23 protein-coding genes are annotated in these 13,196 nt (G+C 66.3%); all 23 read right to left on the bottom strand.

Annotation, left to right across the window (positions count from 1 at the left end; translation table 11 throughout):
- Positions 1 to 28 precede the first annotated feature (28 nt).
- Positions 29 to 895, bottom strand: a complete 867-nt coding sequence (gene truA / locus ABEB03_RS31230; RefSeq protein ID WP_345656202.1) for a tRNA pseudouridine(38-40) synthase TruA — start codon at positions 893 to 895, stop codon at positions 29 to 31.
- A 92-nt stretch (positions 896 to 987) separates the two neighbouring features.
- Positions 988 to 1,491, bottom strand: a complete 504-nt coding sequence (rplQ, locus tag ABEB03_RS31225) for a 50S ribosomal protein L17 (RefSeq protein WP_028805609.1) — start codon at positions 1,489 to 1,491, stop codon at positions 988 to 990.
- A 213-nt stretch (positions 1,492 to 1,704) separates the two neighbouring features.
- A complete protein-coding gene (locus ABEB03_RS31220; protein WP_003966937.1) occupies positions 1,705 to 2,727 on the bottom strand; it encodes a DNA-directed RNA polymerase subunit alpha in 1,023 nt (340 codons plus the stop codon).
- A 142-nt stretch (positions 2,728 to 2,869) separates the two neighbouring features.
- Entirely contained in the window at positions 2,870 to 3,274 is a 405-nt protein-coding gene (gene rpsK, locus ABEB03_RS31215) for a 30S ribosomal protein S11 (protein ID WP_003956432.1), read from the bottom strand.
- A 64-nt stretch (positions 3,275 to 3,338) separates the two neighbouring features.
- Positions 3,339 to 3,719, bottom strand: a complete 381-nt coding sequence (rpsM, locus tag ABEB03_RS31210) for a 30S ribosomal protein S13 (protein WP_028805755.1) — start codon at positions 3,717 to 3,719, stop codon at positions 3,339 to 3,341.
- 212 nt (positions 3,720 to 3,931) lie between these two features.
- Complete coding sequence (rpmJ, locus tag ABEB03_RS31205; RefSeq protein ID WP_003974245.1) at positions 3,932 to 4,045, bottom strand: 50S ribosomal protein L36; 114 nt, start codon at positions 4,043 to 4,045, stop codon at positions 3,932 to 3,934.
- A 69-nt stretch (positions 4,046 to 4,114) separates the two neighbouring features.
- On the bottom strand, positions 4,115 to 4,336 hold the full coding sequence (infA, locus tag ABEB03_RS31200; RefSeq protein WP_003948620.1) for a translation initiation factor IF-1: 222 nt from the start codon (positions 4,334 to 4,336) through the stop codon (positions 4,115 to 4,117).
- Between the two features lie 211 nt (positions 4,337 to 4,547).
- Positions 4,548 to 5,384 (bottom strand): type I methionyl aminopeptidase, encoded by an 837-nt coding sequence (gene map / locus ABEB03_RS31195; protein ID WP_345656201.1) that lies wholly within the window; start codon positions 5,382 to 5,384, stop codon positions 4,548 to 4,550.
- Between the two features lie 275 nt (positions 5,385 to 5,659).
- Positions 5,660 to 6,316, bottom strand: coding sequence for an adenylate kinase (locus tag ABEB03_RS31190; RefSeq protein WP_028805753.1), 657 nt, complete (start codon positions 6,314 to 6,316; stop codon positions 5,660 to 5,662).
- On the bottom strand, positions 6,316 to 7,629 hold the full coding sequence (gene secY / locus ABEB03_RS31185) for a preprotein translocase subunit SecY (RefSeq protein ID WP_345656200.1): 1,314 nt from the start codon (positions 7,627 to 7,629) through the stop codon (positions 6,316 to 6,318). Before secY ends, ABEB03_RS31190 begins: the two co-directional genes overlap by 1 nt.
- Positions 7,630 to 7,874: 245 nt before the next feature.
- Positions 7,875 to 8,330 (bottom strand): 50S ribosomal protein L15, encoded by a 456-nt coding sequence (gene rplO / locus ABEB03_RS31180; RefSeq protein ID WP_003974249.1) that lies wholly within the window; start codon positions 8,328 to 8,330, stop codon positions 7,875 to 7,877.
- A 2-nt stretch (positions 8,331 to 8,332) separates the two neighbouring features.
- A complete protein-coding gene (rpmD, locus tag ABEB03_RS31175; RefSeq protein WP_003974250.1) occupies positions 8,333 to 8,515 on the bottom strand; it encodes a 50S ribosomal protein L30 in 183 nt (60 codons plus the stop codon).
- A complete protein-coding gene (rpsE, locus tag ABEB03_RS31170) occupies positions 8,515 to 9,120 on the bottom strand; it encodes a 30S ribosomal protein S5 (RefSeq protein WP_005313527.1) in 606 nt (201 codons plus the stop codon). The genes rpmD and rpsE overlap by 1 nt, the downstream gene beginning before the upstream one ends.
- 38 nt (positions 9,121 to 9,158) lie before the next feature.
- Entirely contained in the window at positions 9,159 to 9,542 is a 384-nt protein-coding gene (rplR, locus tag ABEB03_RS31165) for a 50S ribosomal protein L18 (protein ID WP_095936049.1), read from the bottom strand.
- 3 nt (positions 9,543 to 9,545) lie between these two features.
- On the bottom strand, positions 9,546 to 10,085 hold the full coding sequence (gene rplF / locus ABEB03_RS31160) for a 50S ribosomal protein L6 (RefSeq protein ID WP_345656199.1): 540 nt from the start codon (positions 10,083 to 10,085) through the stop codon (positions 9,546 to 9,548).
- 24 nt (positions 10,086 to 10,109) lie between these two features.
- Positions 10,110 to 10,508, bottom strand: a complete 399-nt coding sequence (gene rpsH / locus ABEB03_RS31155) for a 30S ribosomal protein S8 (RefSeq protein WP_014674378.1) — start codon at positions 10,506 to 10,508, stop codon at positions 10,110 to 10,112.
- Positions 10,509 to 10,718: 210 nt separating this feature from the next.
- Positions 10,719 to 10,904, bottom strand: coding sequence for a type Z 30S ribosomal protein S14 (locus tag ABEB03_RS31150; protein ID WP_003948630.1), 186 nt, complete (start codon positions 10,902 to 10,904; stop codon positions 10,719 to 10,721).
- Positions 10,905 to 10,909: 5 nt separating this feature from the next.
- Positions 10,910 to 11,467 carry a 50S ribosomal protein L5 gene (gene rplE, locus ABEB03_RS31145; protein ID WP_005481216.1) on the bottom strand — a complete coding sequence of 186 codons (558 nt, stop codon included), beginning with the start codon at positions 11,465 to 11,467 and terminating at the stop codon, positions 10,910 to 10,912.
- Entirely contained in the window at positions 11,467 to 11,790 is a 324-nt protein-coding gene (rplX, locus tag ABEB03_RS31140) for a 50S ribosomal protein L24 (RefSeq protein ID WP_053674523.1), read from the bottom strand. The genes rplE and rplX overlap by 1 nt, the downstream gene beginning before the upstream one ends.
- Positions 11,791 to 11,792: 2 nt before the next feature.
- Positions 11,793 to 12,161: a 50S ribosomal protein L14 gene (gene rplN, locus ABEB03_RS31135; RefSeq protein ID WP_003998823.1), complete on the bottom strand. Its 369-nt coding sequence runs from the start codon at positions 12,159 to 12,161 to the stop codon at positions 11,793 to 11,795.
- A 103-nt stretch (positions 12,162 to 12,264) separates the two neighbouring features.
- Positions 12,265 to 12,549 carry a 30S ribosomal protein S17 gene (gene rpsQ / locus ABEB03_RS31130; protein ID WP_095936046.1) on the bottom strand — a complete coding sequence of 95 codons (285 nt, stop codon included), beginning with the start codon at positions 12,547 to 12,549 and terminating at the stop codon, positions 12,265 to 12,267.
- Entirely contained in the window at positions 12,549 to 12,773 is a 225-nt protein-coding gene (rpmC, locus tag ABEB03_RS31125) for a 50S ribosomal protein L29 (RefSeq protein ID WP_003998824.1), read from the bottom strand. The genes rpsQ and rpmC overlap by 1 nt, the downstream gene beginning before the upstream one ends.
- Positions 12,773 to 13,192, bottom strand: a complete 420-nt coding sequence (gene rplP / locus ABEB03_RS31120) for a 50S ribosomal protein L16 (protein WP_028805743.1) — start codon at positions 13,190 to 13,192, stop codon at positions 12,773 to 12,775. The genes rpmC and rplP overlap by 1 nt, the downstream gene beginning before the upstream one ends.
- Positions 13,193 to 13,196 lie beyond the last annotated feature (4 nt).

Genomic DNA, 13,196 nt, shown 5'->3' with positions numbered 1-13,196 from the left:
GGAGCACTCCGCGTGACGGCGCAGACGGTCAGCAGGCTTCGCACTCCGGGGCCCCGGACAGTGTGCGCCTGTTCCGGGCCTCCTTGTTCCGCGCGGCCAGCAACGCGTCGGCGGGGTAGCCCACTTCTTCGAGTGTCAGTCCGTGCGGCCGTACGACGTGCACGGCCGAGTCCCGTACGCCCGCGGCGAGCACCTTGCCGGGCCAGTCGGCACCGCGGTGCCCGTCCCCCACGAACAGCAGCGCCCCGATCAGCGACCGCACCATGTTGTGGCAGAAGGCGTCGGCGCGGACGGTGGCCGTGATGATCCCGTCGTGACCGCGGACCAGGCTCAGTTCCTGGAGCGTGCGGATCGTCGTGGCGCCCTCGCGCTTCTTGCAGTAGGCGGCGAAGTCGTGCTCGCCGAGGAGCCGCCCGGCCGCCTCGTTCATGGCGTCGACGTCCAACGGCCAGTCGTGCCAGAGGACATGGTTGCGCAGCAGCGGGTCCACACCGCCGGGATTGTCGGTGACCCGGTAGGCGTAGCGCCGCCAGATCGCGGAGAAGCGGGCGTTGAACCCGGCGGGCGCCTCCGCCAGCCGCCAGATGCGCACATCCTTGGGCAGCCGTCCGGCCAGCCGCTTCAGCAGCTTCTCCTGGTGCTCGGCCCACAGCGCCTCGGGCAGATCGACGTGGGCCACCTGGCCGCGGGCGTGCACCCCCGCGTCCGTGCGCCCGGCCACGGTCAGCTCGTACGTGGTGTCCTTCGACCGGGTCACCGTCCGCAGGGCGTCCTCGATCTCCGCCTGCACGGTCCTGCGGCCCCCGGCCTGCTTGGCCCAGCCGGAGAACTCGGTGCCGTCGTACGACAGATCCATCCGCACCCGCACGAACCCGGGCGCCGCCTCATCACTCACAAACAGATCCTCTCAAGGCTCGGTCCCCTGCCGGGGAACGCGAAAGCGGGCCCGCCCCGCAGGGGCGGACCCGCTCAACGCAAGGCGATGCCTCAGGCGTCCTTGGACTCCTCGGCGGCCTCCTCGGCCGGCTTGGCGTCCTCGACGACCTCGGCCGGAGCCTCGGCCTTGACCTCGGCGTCCTTGGCGGCACGCTTGGTGGCCGCCTCGGCCTCACCGGTGGCCTGCTGGGCCACGGTCAGGGCCTCCACCAGCTCGATGACAGCCATGGGCGCGTTGTCGCCACGGCGGTTACCGATCTTGGTGATACGGGTGTAACCACCCGGGCGGTTCTCGTAGCGCGGGCCGATCTCGGTGAAGAGCGTGTGCACGACGCTCTTGTCCGTGATCACCGAGAGCACCTGGCGGCGGTTGTGAAGGTCACCCTTCTTCGCCTTGGTGACCAGACGCTCGGCGTACGGGCGCAGGCGGCGGGCCTTCGCCTCGGTGGTGGTGATGCGGCCGTGCTCGAAGAGCGACTTCGCGAGGTTCGCGAGGAGCAGCTTCTCGTGCGCGGCGCTGCCGCCCAGACGGGCACCCTTGGTGGGCTTCGGCATTGTTCTTCTCCTGTGTGTCTGCCCCGGCCGTATCAGGTACCGAGGTCAGTGTCCGAGCGGGCGATTGCCCGTCGAAGATCCGGCACTTTTCAGTACCGGAGGGACCGGCCCCCTTGGGGGCCGGTCAACTGCGCGACCAGCCACGGCCGGCCGGCAGCCGAGATCGAACCCGGCGGGACCACCGCCCGAAGACGGCTGCCCCGCCGGAGGCGATCAGTACTGCTCGGTCTCCACGAAGCCCGCGTCCGCGTCGTCGTCGGCACCGAAGGCGTCGGCGGCGGCGGTCGGGTCGAATCCGGGCGGGCTGTCCTTCAGGGCCAGGCCCATGCCGGCCAGCTTCGCCTTGACCTCGTCGATGGACTTCGCACCGAAGTTGCGGATGTCCAGGAGGTCGGCCTCGGAGCGGGCGACGAGCTCACCCACGGAGTGGATGCCCTCACGCTTGAGGCAGTTGTAGGAGCGGACCGTGAGCTCCAGCTCCTCGATCGGCAGCGCGAGGTCGGCGGCAAGGGCGGCGTCCGTGGGGGACGGGCCCATGTCGATGCCCTCGGCGTCGATGTTGAGCTCGCGGGCCAGACCGAACAGCTCGACCAGGGTCTTACCAGCCGACGCCATGGCGTCACGGGGACGCATGGCCTGCTTGGTCTCGACGTCGACGATCAGCTTGTCGAAGTCGGTGCGCTGCTCGACACGGGTCGCCTCGACCTTGTACGTGACCTTCAGCACGGGGCTGTAGATGGAGTCGACCGGGATACGGCCGATCTCCTGGCCCACCTGCTTGTTCTGCACGGCGGAGACGTAGCCGCGACCGCGCTCGACGGTCAGCTCCATCTCCAGCTTGCCCTTGCCGTTGAGCGTGGCGAGGACCAGGTCGGGGTTGTGCACCTCGACACCGGCCGGGGGCGCGATGTCGGCGGCGGTGACGAGACCCGGGCCCTGCTTGCGCAGGTACATCACGACGGGCTCGTCGTGCTCCGAGGAGACGACCAGCTGCTTGATGTTGAGGATCAGGTCGGTGACGTCCTCCTTGACGCCCGGCACGGTGGTGAACTCGTGCAGAACGCCGTCGATGCGGATGGACGTGACCGCCGCACCCGGGATCGAGGAGAGGAGCGTACGACGCAGGGAGTTGCCGAGGGTGTAACCGAAGCCCGGCTCCAGCGGCTCGATCACGAACCGGGAGCGGAACTCGTCGACGACCTCTTCGGTCAACGAGGGACGCTGAGCGATCAGCATGTGTGGATCAGATCCTTCTTTCGTGGACGCCCGCTATTTGACGCCCGACGGAACCGCACGTTTCACAGTGCGGGTATTGCAAGGGTACGGGCGGTACCGCTCCGAAGAGCCGTACCGCCCGAAACCTCAAGACAACCGAGCCTCAGACGCGGCGGCGCTTGGGCGGACGGCAGCCGTTGTGCGGGGTGGGGGTGACGTCCTGGATGGAGCCGACCTCGAGGCCCGTGGCCTGGAGGGAGCGGATCGCGGTCTCGCGACCGGAGCCCGGGCCCTTCACGAAGACGTCGACCTTGCGCATGCCGTGCTCCTGCGCGCGGCGGGCGGCCGACTCGGCGGCCATCTGCGCGGCGAAGGGGGTGGACTTGCGCGAGCCCTTGAAGCCGACGTGGCCGGCGGAGGCCCAGGAGATCACGTTGCCCGAGGGGTCCGTGATCGAGACGATCGTGTTGTTGAACGTGCTCTTGATGTGCGCGTGGCCGTGAGCGACGTTCTTCTTTTCCTTGCGGCGCACCTTCTTGGCAGCGCCCTGACGACCCTTGGGGGGCATCTATTACTCCTACGGGAGGTGGTCGGTCCTACAGCGAAGACCGCTGATGAGCGTCCGCTGAGGACTACTTCTTGCCCGGCTTCTTCTTACCGGCGATGGCGCGACGCGGGCCCTTGCGGGTACGAGCGTTCGTGCTGGTGCGCTGACCGTGGACGGGCAGGCCACGGCGGTGGCGCAGACCCTGGTAACAGCCGATCTCGACCTTGCGGCGGATGTCGGCCTGAATCTCACGACGGAGGTCACCCTCGGTCTTCAGATTGGCGTCCACGTACTCGCGGATCTTGACCAGCTCCTCCTCGGAGAGGTCACGAACGCGGGTGTTCGGGTTCACGCCGGTCTCGGCCAGCGTCTGCTGGGAAAGGGTCCGGCCGATGCCGAACACGTAGGTGAGGGCGACCTCCACACGCTTGTCGCGCGGGATGTCAACACCGGAAACGCGTGCCATTCAATGGCTCCAGTTGTCGTTCGGAGGTCTTCCGCAGAACCGGCTCCCAGCCGCCGTACCAGGTACGAACTGGGTCCCCGGCCTCCGCCCGGGGGTGTCGGAACCGAAATGGACTGATCTGCGATCTGAACGTTCGGGACCGGGTTCTGCGTATGAACATGTACTGCTATGCGTCGCGCGAGATCTGCGGGTGCAGAAGGTGCGGTCGTGCGTCAGCCCTGGCGCTGCTTGTGGCGCGGGTTGTCGCAGATGACCATGACCCGGCCGTGACGGCGGATCACCCTGCACTTGTCGCAGATCTTCTTGACGCTCGGCTTGACCTTCATTGGGTGAGGTTCTCCGGGTCAGTGCCACCACCCGTGCCCCGGAACGGGAGCACGGAGTAAAGGCAAGATCTACTTGTACCGGTAGACGATCCGGCCACGCGTCAGGTCGTACGGAGACAGCTCCACCACGACCCGGTCGTCAGGGAGGATGCGGATGTAGTGCATACGCATCTTGCCGCTGATGTGTGCCAGGACCTGGTGGCCGTTCTGGAGCTCGACCTTGAACATGGCGTTCGGAAGAGACTCGACGACAGTGCCCTCGATCTCGATGGCACCTTGCTTCTTGGCCACGCTTCGCCCTTCGAATCGACTACCTTGATCGGCTCCCCACGGGTGCATGCAGGCATGCGGGTGCACGGGAGCCGACGAGTCAGTCTACGTCAGTGGTCTCGGAAAGACGAATCGAGAAAGAATGCCCAGCTGGGGAGATCTTTAAGCCAGCGGGTGAAAGCGACGGCGCGACCGGCGGGGCCGCGCGCCGTCGGAACGGGTCCCGCGCCGATCAGGCGAGCGGGTCCGGGGCGGCGGTGACGCCGTACTCGGCCAGCTTGGCCTTGCCGCAGTCCGGGGCGGTGAGGACCAGCGGCCCCTGCTCCGTCAGCGCGACGGAGTGCTCCCAGTGCGAGGACCAGGTGCCGTCCGTCGTGATGACGGTCCATTCGTCCTCGAGGACCTCGGTCTTCGGCGTGCCGAGCGACACCATCGGCTCGATGGCGAGGCAGAGACCGGGGATCAGCTTGGGACCCTTGCCGCGCCTGCGCTCGACGTAGTTCAGCAGGTGCGGGTCCATGTGCATCTCGGTGCCGATGCCGTGGCCGCCGTAGTCCTCGATGATCCCGTAGCGGCCGCCGCCGGGCTTGGGCTGACGACGGATGTACGTCTCGATGGCGCGGGAGACGTCCACGAGGCGGTTGCCCTGCTTCATCGCCGCGATGCCCGCCCACATCGACTCCTCGGTCACCCGGGAGAGCTCGACCAGCTCCGGAGCGTGACCGCTGCCGACGAACGCCGTGAACGCGGCGTCGCCGTGCCAGCCGTCCACGATCGCGCCGGCGTCGATGGAGATGATGTCGCCGTCCTTCAGGACGGTCTTCTCGTCCGGGATGCCGTGGACGACGACCTCGTTGGCCGAGGTGCAGATCGTCGCCGGGAAGCCGCCGTACCCGAGGAAGTTCGACTTCGCCCCGTGCTCGGCGAGCACCTTGCGGGCCACCTCGTCGAGGTCCCTGGTGGTGGCGCCGGGCACGGCCGCCTCGCGGGTGGCCGCATGAATGGCGGCGACGACCAGCCCCGCCTCGCGCATCTTGGCGATCTGCTCGGGGGTCTTGATCTGCACCATGGCGGCTGCGGCCTTTCTGACCGGAGAGTACGGACGCTTCAGCTTCAACGATACGGGGGGTTGCGGCGCGGCCGGCGCCGGAGGGCCGGGACCGTCCGCCGACGCGGGAGTGTCTGCGCCGACGCGGAACTCGGGCTTCCGCCCGGTCGGGGCCGGTCCGCCGGCACGGGACTCCCGCCGACGCGGGGGCCGCTTCCACGCCTCGGCCGCGACACCCTCTCAGGATGCCGCGGCCGAAGTGACGTGCCGGCTGTGCGTTCCCGCGTTCCGCGGGACTACGCGGCCTCGCGGGCCAGGGCCTCCATCGCGCGGCCCGTGACCTCTTCCACCTTGCCGAGCGCGGAGATCGTGACGACCAGGCCCTGGGCCTTGTAGTAGTCGATGATCGGCTCGGTCTGCGTGTGGTAGACCTCGAGGCGCTTGCGGACGGTCTCCTCGGAGTCGTCGTCCCGCTGGTACAGCTCGCCGCCGCAGACGTCGCAGACGCCTTCCTTCTTCGGCTGCTTGTACGTGACGTGGAAGACGTGCGCCGAGTCGTTGCGGCAGATGCGGCGGCCGGCGATGCGCTTGACCACCTCGTCCTCGGGGACCTCCAGGTCCAGAACCGCGTCCAGCTTCATGCCCTCGGACTGCAGCATCTCGTCCAGCGCCTCGGCCTGCGAGACGTTGCGCGGGAAGCCGTCCAGGAGGAAGCCGTTCTCCGCGTCGGGCTGCTCCATGCGGTCCTTGGCCATCGCGATGGTGACCTCGTCGGGTACCAGCTCGCCCTTGTCCATGTAGGACTTCGCCAGTTTGCCCAGTTCCGTCTGCCTGCTGATGTTGGCGCGGAACAGGTCGCCCGTGGAGATGTGCGGGATCGACAGGTTCTTGGCGAGGAACGCGGCCTGCGTTCCCTTGCCGGCACCGGGCGGCCCGACGAGGACGATTCGCATCAGCGGAGGAACCCTTCGTAATTGCGCTGCTGAAGCTGGCTCTCGATCTGCTTCACCGTCTCGAGGCCGACACCCACGATGATCAGGATGCTGGTACCACCGAACGGGAAGTTCTGGCTTGCCCCGAAGCCAACCAACGCCATCGTCGGTACGAGAGCGATCAGACCCAGATACAGCGAACCCGGCCAGGTGATCCGGTTGAGCACGTAGCTGAGGTACTCAGCGGTCGGTCGGCCAGCCCGGATGCCCGGGATGAAGCCACCATACTTCTTCATGTTGTCCGCGACTTCCTCGGGGTTGAACGAGATCGCCACGTAGAAGAACGCGAAGAAAACGATCAGAAGGAAGTACATACTGATGTAAATCGGGTGGTCACCCTTGGTCAGATTCTGGGTTACCCAGGTCTTCCAGCCGGAATTGCCCTTCGAGAACTGGGCGACCAGTGCCGGAATATAGAGCAGCGACGAGGCGAAGATGACAGGAATCACACCCGCCTGATTCACCTTCAACGGGATGTAGGTGGACGTACCACCGTAGGACCGGCGGCCGATCATGCGCTTCGCGTACTGGACCGGAATGCGGCGCTGAGCCTGCTCGACGAAGACGACCAGGCCGACCATGACGAGACCGACCAGGATCACGGTGCCGAACTCGATCCAGCCGTCGGCCAGCGAGCCCTGCTCCTTGATGGCCCACAGCGCGGACGGGAACGTCGCGGCGATCGAGATGAACATCAGGATCGACATGCCGTTGCCGATACCGCGGTCGGTGACGAGCTCACCGAGCCACATGACGACGGCCGTACCGGCGGTCATGGTGACGACCATGGTGATGGTCGTGAAGATCGACTGGTCCGGCACGATCTGGTTGGCCACCGGGCAGCCACTGAACAGGGCGCCGCTGCGCGCGGTCGCGACCAGGCCGGTGCCCTGGAGGATGGCGAGGGCCACCGTCAGGTAACGGGTGTACTGCGTGATCTTCGCAGTGCCGGCCTGACCCTCCTTCTTGAGGGCTTCGAGGCGGGGGATCACCACCGTCAGCAGCTGCAGAATGATGCTCGCCGTGATGTACGGCATGATGCCGAGCGCGAAGATCGTGATCTGCAGCAGCGCGCCACCACTGAACATGTTGACCAGGCCGAACAGACCCTGGTTGCCCTTGGCCACGTCGATACAGGTCTGGACGTTCTTGTAGTCGACGCCCGGGATCGGGATGTGGGTACCGACGCGGTAGACCACGATGATGCCGAGCGTGAAGAGCAGCTTCTTGCGCAGGTCGGGCGTCCTGAACGCCCGGGCGAACGCGGTGAGCACGGTGCCTCCTGCGACCCCCGCGCTACTGCGTCAGAGGTGACGGTCTTGAGGTTCGACGGATTACTGACAGCTAACCAACAGTCAAAGGCCGTCCGGAGTTCCCCAAGGGCCACGCCGGACGAAAATCAACAGTGCAGGCCACCTTACCGGCGACACTGCCCCCCTTGGAACGACCAACCGGGGATGCCCCTTTTGTGGGGCATCCCCGGTCGGGATCGCTCAAGTCATCGAGACGCCTGATGAATTCAGACGAGCTCGGTGACGGTACCGCCGGCGGCGGTGATCTTCTCCTTGGCGGAGCCGGAGACGGCGTCGACCGTCACCTGCAGCGCCACGGAGATCTCGCCCTGGCCGAGGACCTTGACGAGGCTGTTCTTGCGAACGGCACCCTTGGCGACGAGACCCTCGACGGTGACCTCGCCACCCTCCGGGTACAGCGCGGCCAGCTTGTCGAGGTTCACGACCTGGAACTCGGTCTTGAACGGGTTCTTGAAGCCCTTCAGCTTCGGGAGGCGCATGTGGAGGGGCATCTGCCCACCCTCGAAGCGCTCCGGAACCTGGTAGCGGGCCTTCGTGCCCTTGGTACCACGACCGGCCGTCTTACCCTTCGACGCCTCACCACGACCGACACGGGTCTTGGCGGTCTTGGCGCCGGGGGCGGGACGGAGGTTGTGGATCTTGAGCGGGTTGTTCTCCGCCATGATCAGTCGACCTCCTCGACCGTCACGAGGTGGCGGACGGTGTGCACCATGCCGCGGAACTCGGGGCGGTCCTCCTTGACGACCTGCGTGTTGATGCCCTTGAGACCAAGGGAGCGCAGGGTGTCACGGTGGTTCTGCTTGCTGCCGATGTACGACTTCACCTGCGTGATCTTGAGCTGCGCCATTACGCACCAGCCCCGGCACGCGCACGGAGAAGAGCCGCGGGGGCGACGTCCTCGAGGGGCAGACCACGGCGAGCCGCGATCTCCTCGGGACGCTGCAGGCCCTTGAGGGCCGCCACGGTCGCGTGCACGATGTTGATCGCGTTGTCGGAGCCCAGGGACTTCGACAGGATGTCGTGAACGCCGGCGCACTCGAGCACGGCACGCACCGGGCCACCGGCGATAACACCGGTACCGGGGGAAGCCGGCTTGAGCAGGACGACGCCCGCGGCCTTCTCACCCTGGATGGGGTGAGGGATGGTGCCCTGGATACGGGGGACCTTGAAGAAGTGCTTCTTGGCCTCTTCAACACCCTTGGCGATCGCGGCCGGCACCTCCTTGGCCTTGCCGTAACCGACACCGACGGTGCCGTCACCATCGCCCACCACGACCAGCGCGGTGAAGCTGAAGCGACGACCACCCTTCACAACCTTGGCGACGCGGTTGATCGCGACAACGCGCTCAACGTACGCGGTCTTCTCGGCGGCAGCAGCGCCGCCGTCACGGCCCTTCCGGTCCCGCCGCTCGCCGCCACCGGCACCGCTTCCACGGCGCTGGGGTCCAGCCATTGGATTACCTCTCTCTTTCCGCTAGCTACGGAAGCGGCTCAGAACTTGAGCCCGGCTTCGCGGGCGGCGTCCGCCAGGGCGGCGATGCGCCCGGCGTACTGGTTTCCACCACGGTCGAATACGACAGTCTCGACACCGGCGGCCTTGGCACGCTCGGCGACCAGGGCGCCGACCGACTTGGCCTGCGCCGACTTGTCGCCCTCGCCACCGCGGATCGTGGTGTCCAGGGTCGACGCCGACGCGAGGGTGTGACCCTGCACGTCGTCGATGACCTGGGCCACGATGTGGCGGTTGGAGCGCGTCACGACGAGGCGCGGACGCTCAGCCGTACCCGAGATGTGCTTACGGATCCGGATGTGACGACGCTTGATGGCAGCACGCTTGTAAGCGTCGCCCTTAGCAATCTTGACACCGTATGCCATGGCTTACTTACCCGCCTTTCCGACCTTGCGGCGGATGACTTCGCCTTCGTACTTGACGCCCTTGGCCTTGTACGGGTCGGGCTTGCGCAGCTTGCGGATGTTGGCCGCAACCTCGCCGACCTTCTGCTTGTCGATGCCCTCGACCGAGAAACGGGTGGGGGCCTCCACCTTGAAGGTGATGCCCTCAGGGGCCTCGACGGTGATCGGGTGGCTGTAGCCCAGCGAGAACTCCAGGTTGGAGCCCTTGGCGACAACGCGGTAACCGACACCGCTGATCTCGAGCTTCTTCACGTAACCCTGGGTCACGCCGGTGATCATGTTCGCCACCAGCGTGCGGGACAGGCCGTGGAGGGCCTTGTTCTGACGCTCGTCGTTCGGGCGGGTGACGTTCAGAACGCCGTCCTCACCCTTAGCGATCTCGATCGGCGACGCGACGGTGTGGGTGAGCGAGCCCTTGGGGCCCTTCACCGAGACCGTGCGGCCGTCGACGGTGACGTCCACGCCGGCGGGAACCGTGATGGGGAGCTTGCCAATACGCGACATAGCTGTTTCCTCCGTTCCCTTCCGCTACCAGACGTAGGCGAGGACTTCCCCACCCACGCCCTTCTTGCCGGCCTGCTTGTCGGTGAGGAGCCCGTGGGACGTGGAGATGATCGCCACGCCGAGGCCGCCGAGCACCTTCGGCAGGTTGGTGGACTTCGCGTAAACCCGGAGACCGGGCTTGGAGATCCGCTTGATGCCCGCGATGGAGCGCTCACGGTTGGGGCCGAACTTCAGCTCCAGGACGAGGTTCTTGCCGACCTCGGCGTCCTCGACCTTCCAGCCCGTGATGAAGCCCTCCTGCTGGAGGATCTCCGCGATGTGCGACTTGATCTTGCTGTGCGGCATCGACACGGAGTCGTGGTATGCCGAGTTCGCGTTACGCAGACGCGTAAGCATGTCTGCGATCGGATCAGTCATGGTCATGAATTGGCCTTCGGCCTCTCTCGCCGGGGTTTCCTGTATGCGCCATCCCTCTCCCCACTCATGGGCGGGACGGGTGCGGCGCGGGGACCTACGGCGTAGTAAGTCGTACGGGCGTCAGGCGCCCAACCCTCCTAGCCTAAGCCATGGAGGGGTGGGCCCCTGACAGTGCCCTTTGCTTACCGAGAGCCTCTGGAATCCCGAATTGCGGGATTACCAGGAGCTCTTGGTCACGCCCGGCAGCTCGCCACGGTGAGCCATCTCACGAAGGCACACGCGGCACAGGCCGAACTTGCGGTACACGGAGTGCGGGCGGCCGCAGCGCTGGCAGCGGGTGTAGCCACGCACACCGAACTTGGGCTTACGAGCAGCCTTGGCAATCAGAGCCTTCTTCGCCATCTCGCTTACGCCTCCTTGAAGGGGAAGCCGAGGTGACGGAGAAGGGCACGGCCCTCAGCGTCGTTGGTCGCCGTGGTCACCACGGTGATGTCCATGCCCCGGGTACGGTCGATCTTGTCCTGGTCGATCTCGTGGAACATGACCTGCTCCGTGAGACCGAAGGTGTAGTTGCCGCGGCCGTCGAACTGCTTGGGGGACAGACCACGGAAGTCGCGGATGCGCGGGAGCGCGAGCGACAGGGTGCGGTCCAGGAACTCCCACATGCGGTCGCCACGGAGCGTGACGTGGGCACCGATCGGCTGACCCTCACGCAGCTTGAACTGCGCGATGGACTTGCGGGCCTTGGTGACGGCCGGCTTCTGACCGGTGATCGTGGTGAGGTCGCGGATGGCGCCCTCGATCAGCTTCGAGTCGCGGGCGGCGTCGCCCACACCCATGTTGACCACGATCTTGACGAGGCCCGGGGTCTGCATGACGTTCTCGTAGGAGAACTCTTCCTGCAGCTTGCCCGCGATCTCCTCGCGGTACTTCGTCTTGAGACGCGGAGTGGTGGTGGTAGCCATCAGATGTCCTCACCCGTCCGCTTGGCAACGCGGATCTTGTTGCCCTCGTCGTCGAAGCGGTAACCGACGCGCGTGACGACCTTGTTGCCGTCCTTCTCCACGACCAGCTGAACGTTGGACACGTGGATGGGGGCCTCGGTGGTCACGATGCCGCCGGCCTGCGAACCGCGAGCGGTGGGGCCGGCCTTGGTGTGCTTCTTGACCCGGTTGACACCCTCGACCAGGACGCGCTCGTCGCGCGGGTAAGCGGCAATGACCTTGCCCTGCTTGCCCTTGTCCTTGCCGGTGATGACCTGGACCAGGTCGCCCTTCTTGATCTTCATGCTTACAGCACCTCCGGCGCGAGCGAGATGATCTTCATGAACTTCTTCTCGCGCAGCTCACGGCCGACCGGGCCGAAGATGCGGGTGCCGCGAGGGTCGCCGTCGTTCTTCAGAATGACAGCGGCGTTCTCGTCGAAGCGGATGTACGAGCCGTCCGGACGGCGGCGCTCCTTGACGGTGCGAACGATGACCGCCTTGACGACGTCACCCTTCTTCACGTTGCCACCGGGGATCGCGTCCTTGACGGTGGCGACGATGACGTCACCGATGCCCGCGTAGCGGCGACCGGAGCCACCGAGCACACGGATGCAAAGGATCTCCTTCGCACCAGTGTTGTCGGCGACACGCAGTCGCGACTCCTGCTGGATCACGTCTATCTCCTGATTGTCTGCCGGTTCCCGGCAGGGGCCGCCGCATGGACGGGCCCCTGCCGAGCCTGGCGGAACTGTTCCTAGGGGGTCCCCCTAGGAGGGATTACTTGGCCTTCTCGAGAATCTCGACGACGCGCCAGCGCTTCGTCGCGGACAGCGGCCGGGTCTCCATGAGGAGGACGCGGTCGCCGACGCCCGCAGCGTTCTGCTCGTCGTGGGCCTTGAGCTTGTTCGTACGGCGGATGACCTTGCCGTACAGCGCGTGCTTGACGCGGTCCTCGACGGCGACGACGACGGTCTTGTCCATCTTGTCGCTGACGACCAGACCCTCACGGGTCTTGCGGAAACCGCGCTCGGTCTTCTGCTCAGTCACGTTGCTCTCGCTCATCAGGCGCTCTCCACCGTCTCGATGCCCAGCTCGCGCTCACGCATCAGGGTGTAGATCCGCGCGATGTCCTTACGGACGGCCTTCAGCCGACCGTGGTTCTCGAGCTGACCGGTCGCCGCCTGGAAGCGGAGGTTGAACAGCTCTTCCTTGGCTTCGCGAAGCTTCGCAAGAAGCTCCTCGTCACCCAGTTCGCGCAGCTCGGACGCCTTGGTACCGGCCGACATCACGCTTCACCTGCCTCGCGCTTGACGATCCGGCACTTCATCGGCAGCTTGTGGGCTGCGCGAGTCAGGGCCTCACGGGCGATCTTCTCGTTGGGGTAGGACAGCTCGAACATGACCCGGCCCGGGTGCACGTTCGCGACCCACCACTCGGGGGAACCCTTACCGGAACCCATGCGGGTCTCGGCGGGCTTCTTCGTCAGCGGGCGGTCCGGGTAGATGTTGATCCAGACCTTGCCGCCACGCTTGATGTGGCGGGTCATCGCGATACGAGCCGCCTCGATCTGGCGGTTCGTCACGTACGCCGGCGTGAGGGCCTGAATGCCGTACTCGCCGAACGCGACCTGCGTACCGCCCTTGGCCTGACCACGGCGCTTCGGGTGGTGCTGCTTGCGGTGCTTGACCCTACGGGGGATCAGCATGTCG

This window comes from Streptomyces siamensis, from assembly GCF_039543605.1.
GTDB classification, from domain to species: Bacteria; Actinomycetota; Actinomycetes; order Streptomycetales; family Streptomycetaceae; genus Streptomyces; species Streptomyces siamensis.
The sequence above is the reverse complement of the archived record's forward strand: the minus strand, read 5'-3'. Positions and strand labels throughout refer to the sequence as shown.

Excerpts from the sequence above, each read along its gene's own strand:
- rpsE (WP_005313527.1), bottom strand. The coding sequence starts at position 9,120 with ATGGCTGGACCCCAGCGCCGTGGAAGCGGTGCCGGTGGCGGCGAGCGG.
- map (WP_345656201.1), bottom strand. The coding sequence starts at position 5,384 with ATGGTGCAGATCAAGACCCCCGAGCAGATCGCCAAGATGCGCGAGGCG.
- rpsK (WP_003956432.1), bottom strand. The coding sequence starts at position 3,274 with ATGCCCCCCAAGGGTCGTCAGGGCGCTGCCAAGAAGGTGCGCCGCAAG.
- rpsM (WP_028805755.1), bottom strand. The coding sequence starts at position 3,719 with ATGGCACGCGTTTCCGGTGTTGACATCCCGCGCGACAAGCGTGTGGAG.
- rpmC (WP_003998824.1), bottom strand. The coding sequence starts at position 12,773 with ATGTCGGCCGGTACCAAGGCGTCCGAGCTGCGCGAACTGGGTGACGAG.
- rpmJ (WP_003974245.1), bottom strand. The coding sequence starts at position 4,045 with ATGAAGGTCAAGCCGAGCGTCAAGAAGATCTGCGACAAGTGCAGGGTG.
- ABEB03_RS31220 (WP_003966937.1), bottom strand. The coding sequence starts at position 2,727 with ATGCTGATCGCTCAGCGTCCCTCGTTGACCGAAGAGGTCGTCGACGAG.
- ABEB03_RS31150 (WP_003948630.1), bottom strand. The coding sequence starts at position 10,904 with ATGGCGAAGAAGGCTCTGATTGCCAAGGCTGCTCGTAAGCCCAAGTTC.
- rplR (WP_095936049.1), bottom strand. The coding sequence starts at position 9,542 with ATGGCATACGGTGTCAAGATTGCTAAGGGCGACGCTTACAAGCGTGCT.
- rplE (WP_005481216.1), bottom strand. The coding sequence starts at position 11,467 with ATGGCTACCACCACCACTCCGCGTCTCAAGACGAAGTACCGCGAGGAG.
- rplP (WP_028805743.1), bottom strand. The coding sequence starts at position 13,192 with ATGCTGATCCCCCGTAGGGTCAAGCACCGCAAGCAGCACCACCCGAAG.
- rplQ (WP_028805609.1), bottom strand. The coding sequence starts at position 1,491 with ATGCCGAAGCCCACCAAGGGTGCCCGTCTGGGCGGCAGCGCCGCGCAC.
- ABEB03_RS31190 (WP_028805753.1), bottom strand. The coding sequence starts at position 6,316 with ATGCGAATCGTCCTCGTCGGGCCGCCCGGTGCCGGCAAGGGAACGCAG.
- rplF (WP_345656199.1), bottom strand. The coding sequence starts at position 10,085 with ATGTCGCGTATTGGCAAGCTCCCCATCACGGTTCCCGCCGGCGTGGAC.
- rpsH (WP_014674378.1), bottom strand. The coding sequence starts at position 10,508 with ATGACCATGACTGATCCGATCGCAGACATGCTTACGCGTCTGCGTAAC.
- rplO (WP_003974249.1), bottom strand. The coding sequence starts at position 8,330 with ATGGCGGAGAACAACCCGCTCAAGATCCACAACCTCCGTCCCGCCCCC.
- rplX (WP_053674523.1), bottom strand. The coding sequence starts at position 11,790 with ATGAAGATCAAGAAGGGCGACCTGGTCCAGGTCATCACCGGCAAGGAC.
- rpmD (WP_003974250.1), bottom strand. The coding sequence starts at position 8,515 with ATGGCGCAGCTCAAGATCACGCAGGTGAAGTCGTACATCGGCAGCAAG.
- rpsQ (WP_095936046.1), bottom strand. The coding sequence starts at position 12,549 with ATGAGCGAGAGCAACGTGACTGAGCAGAAGACCGAGCGCGGTTTCCGC.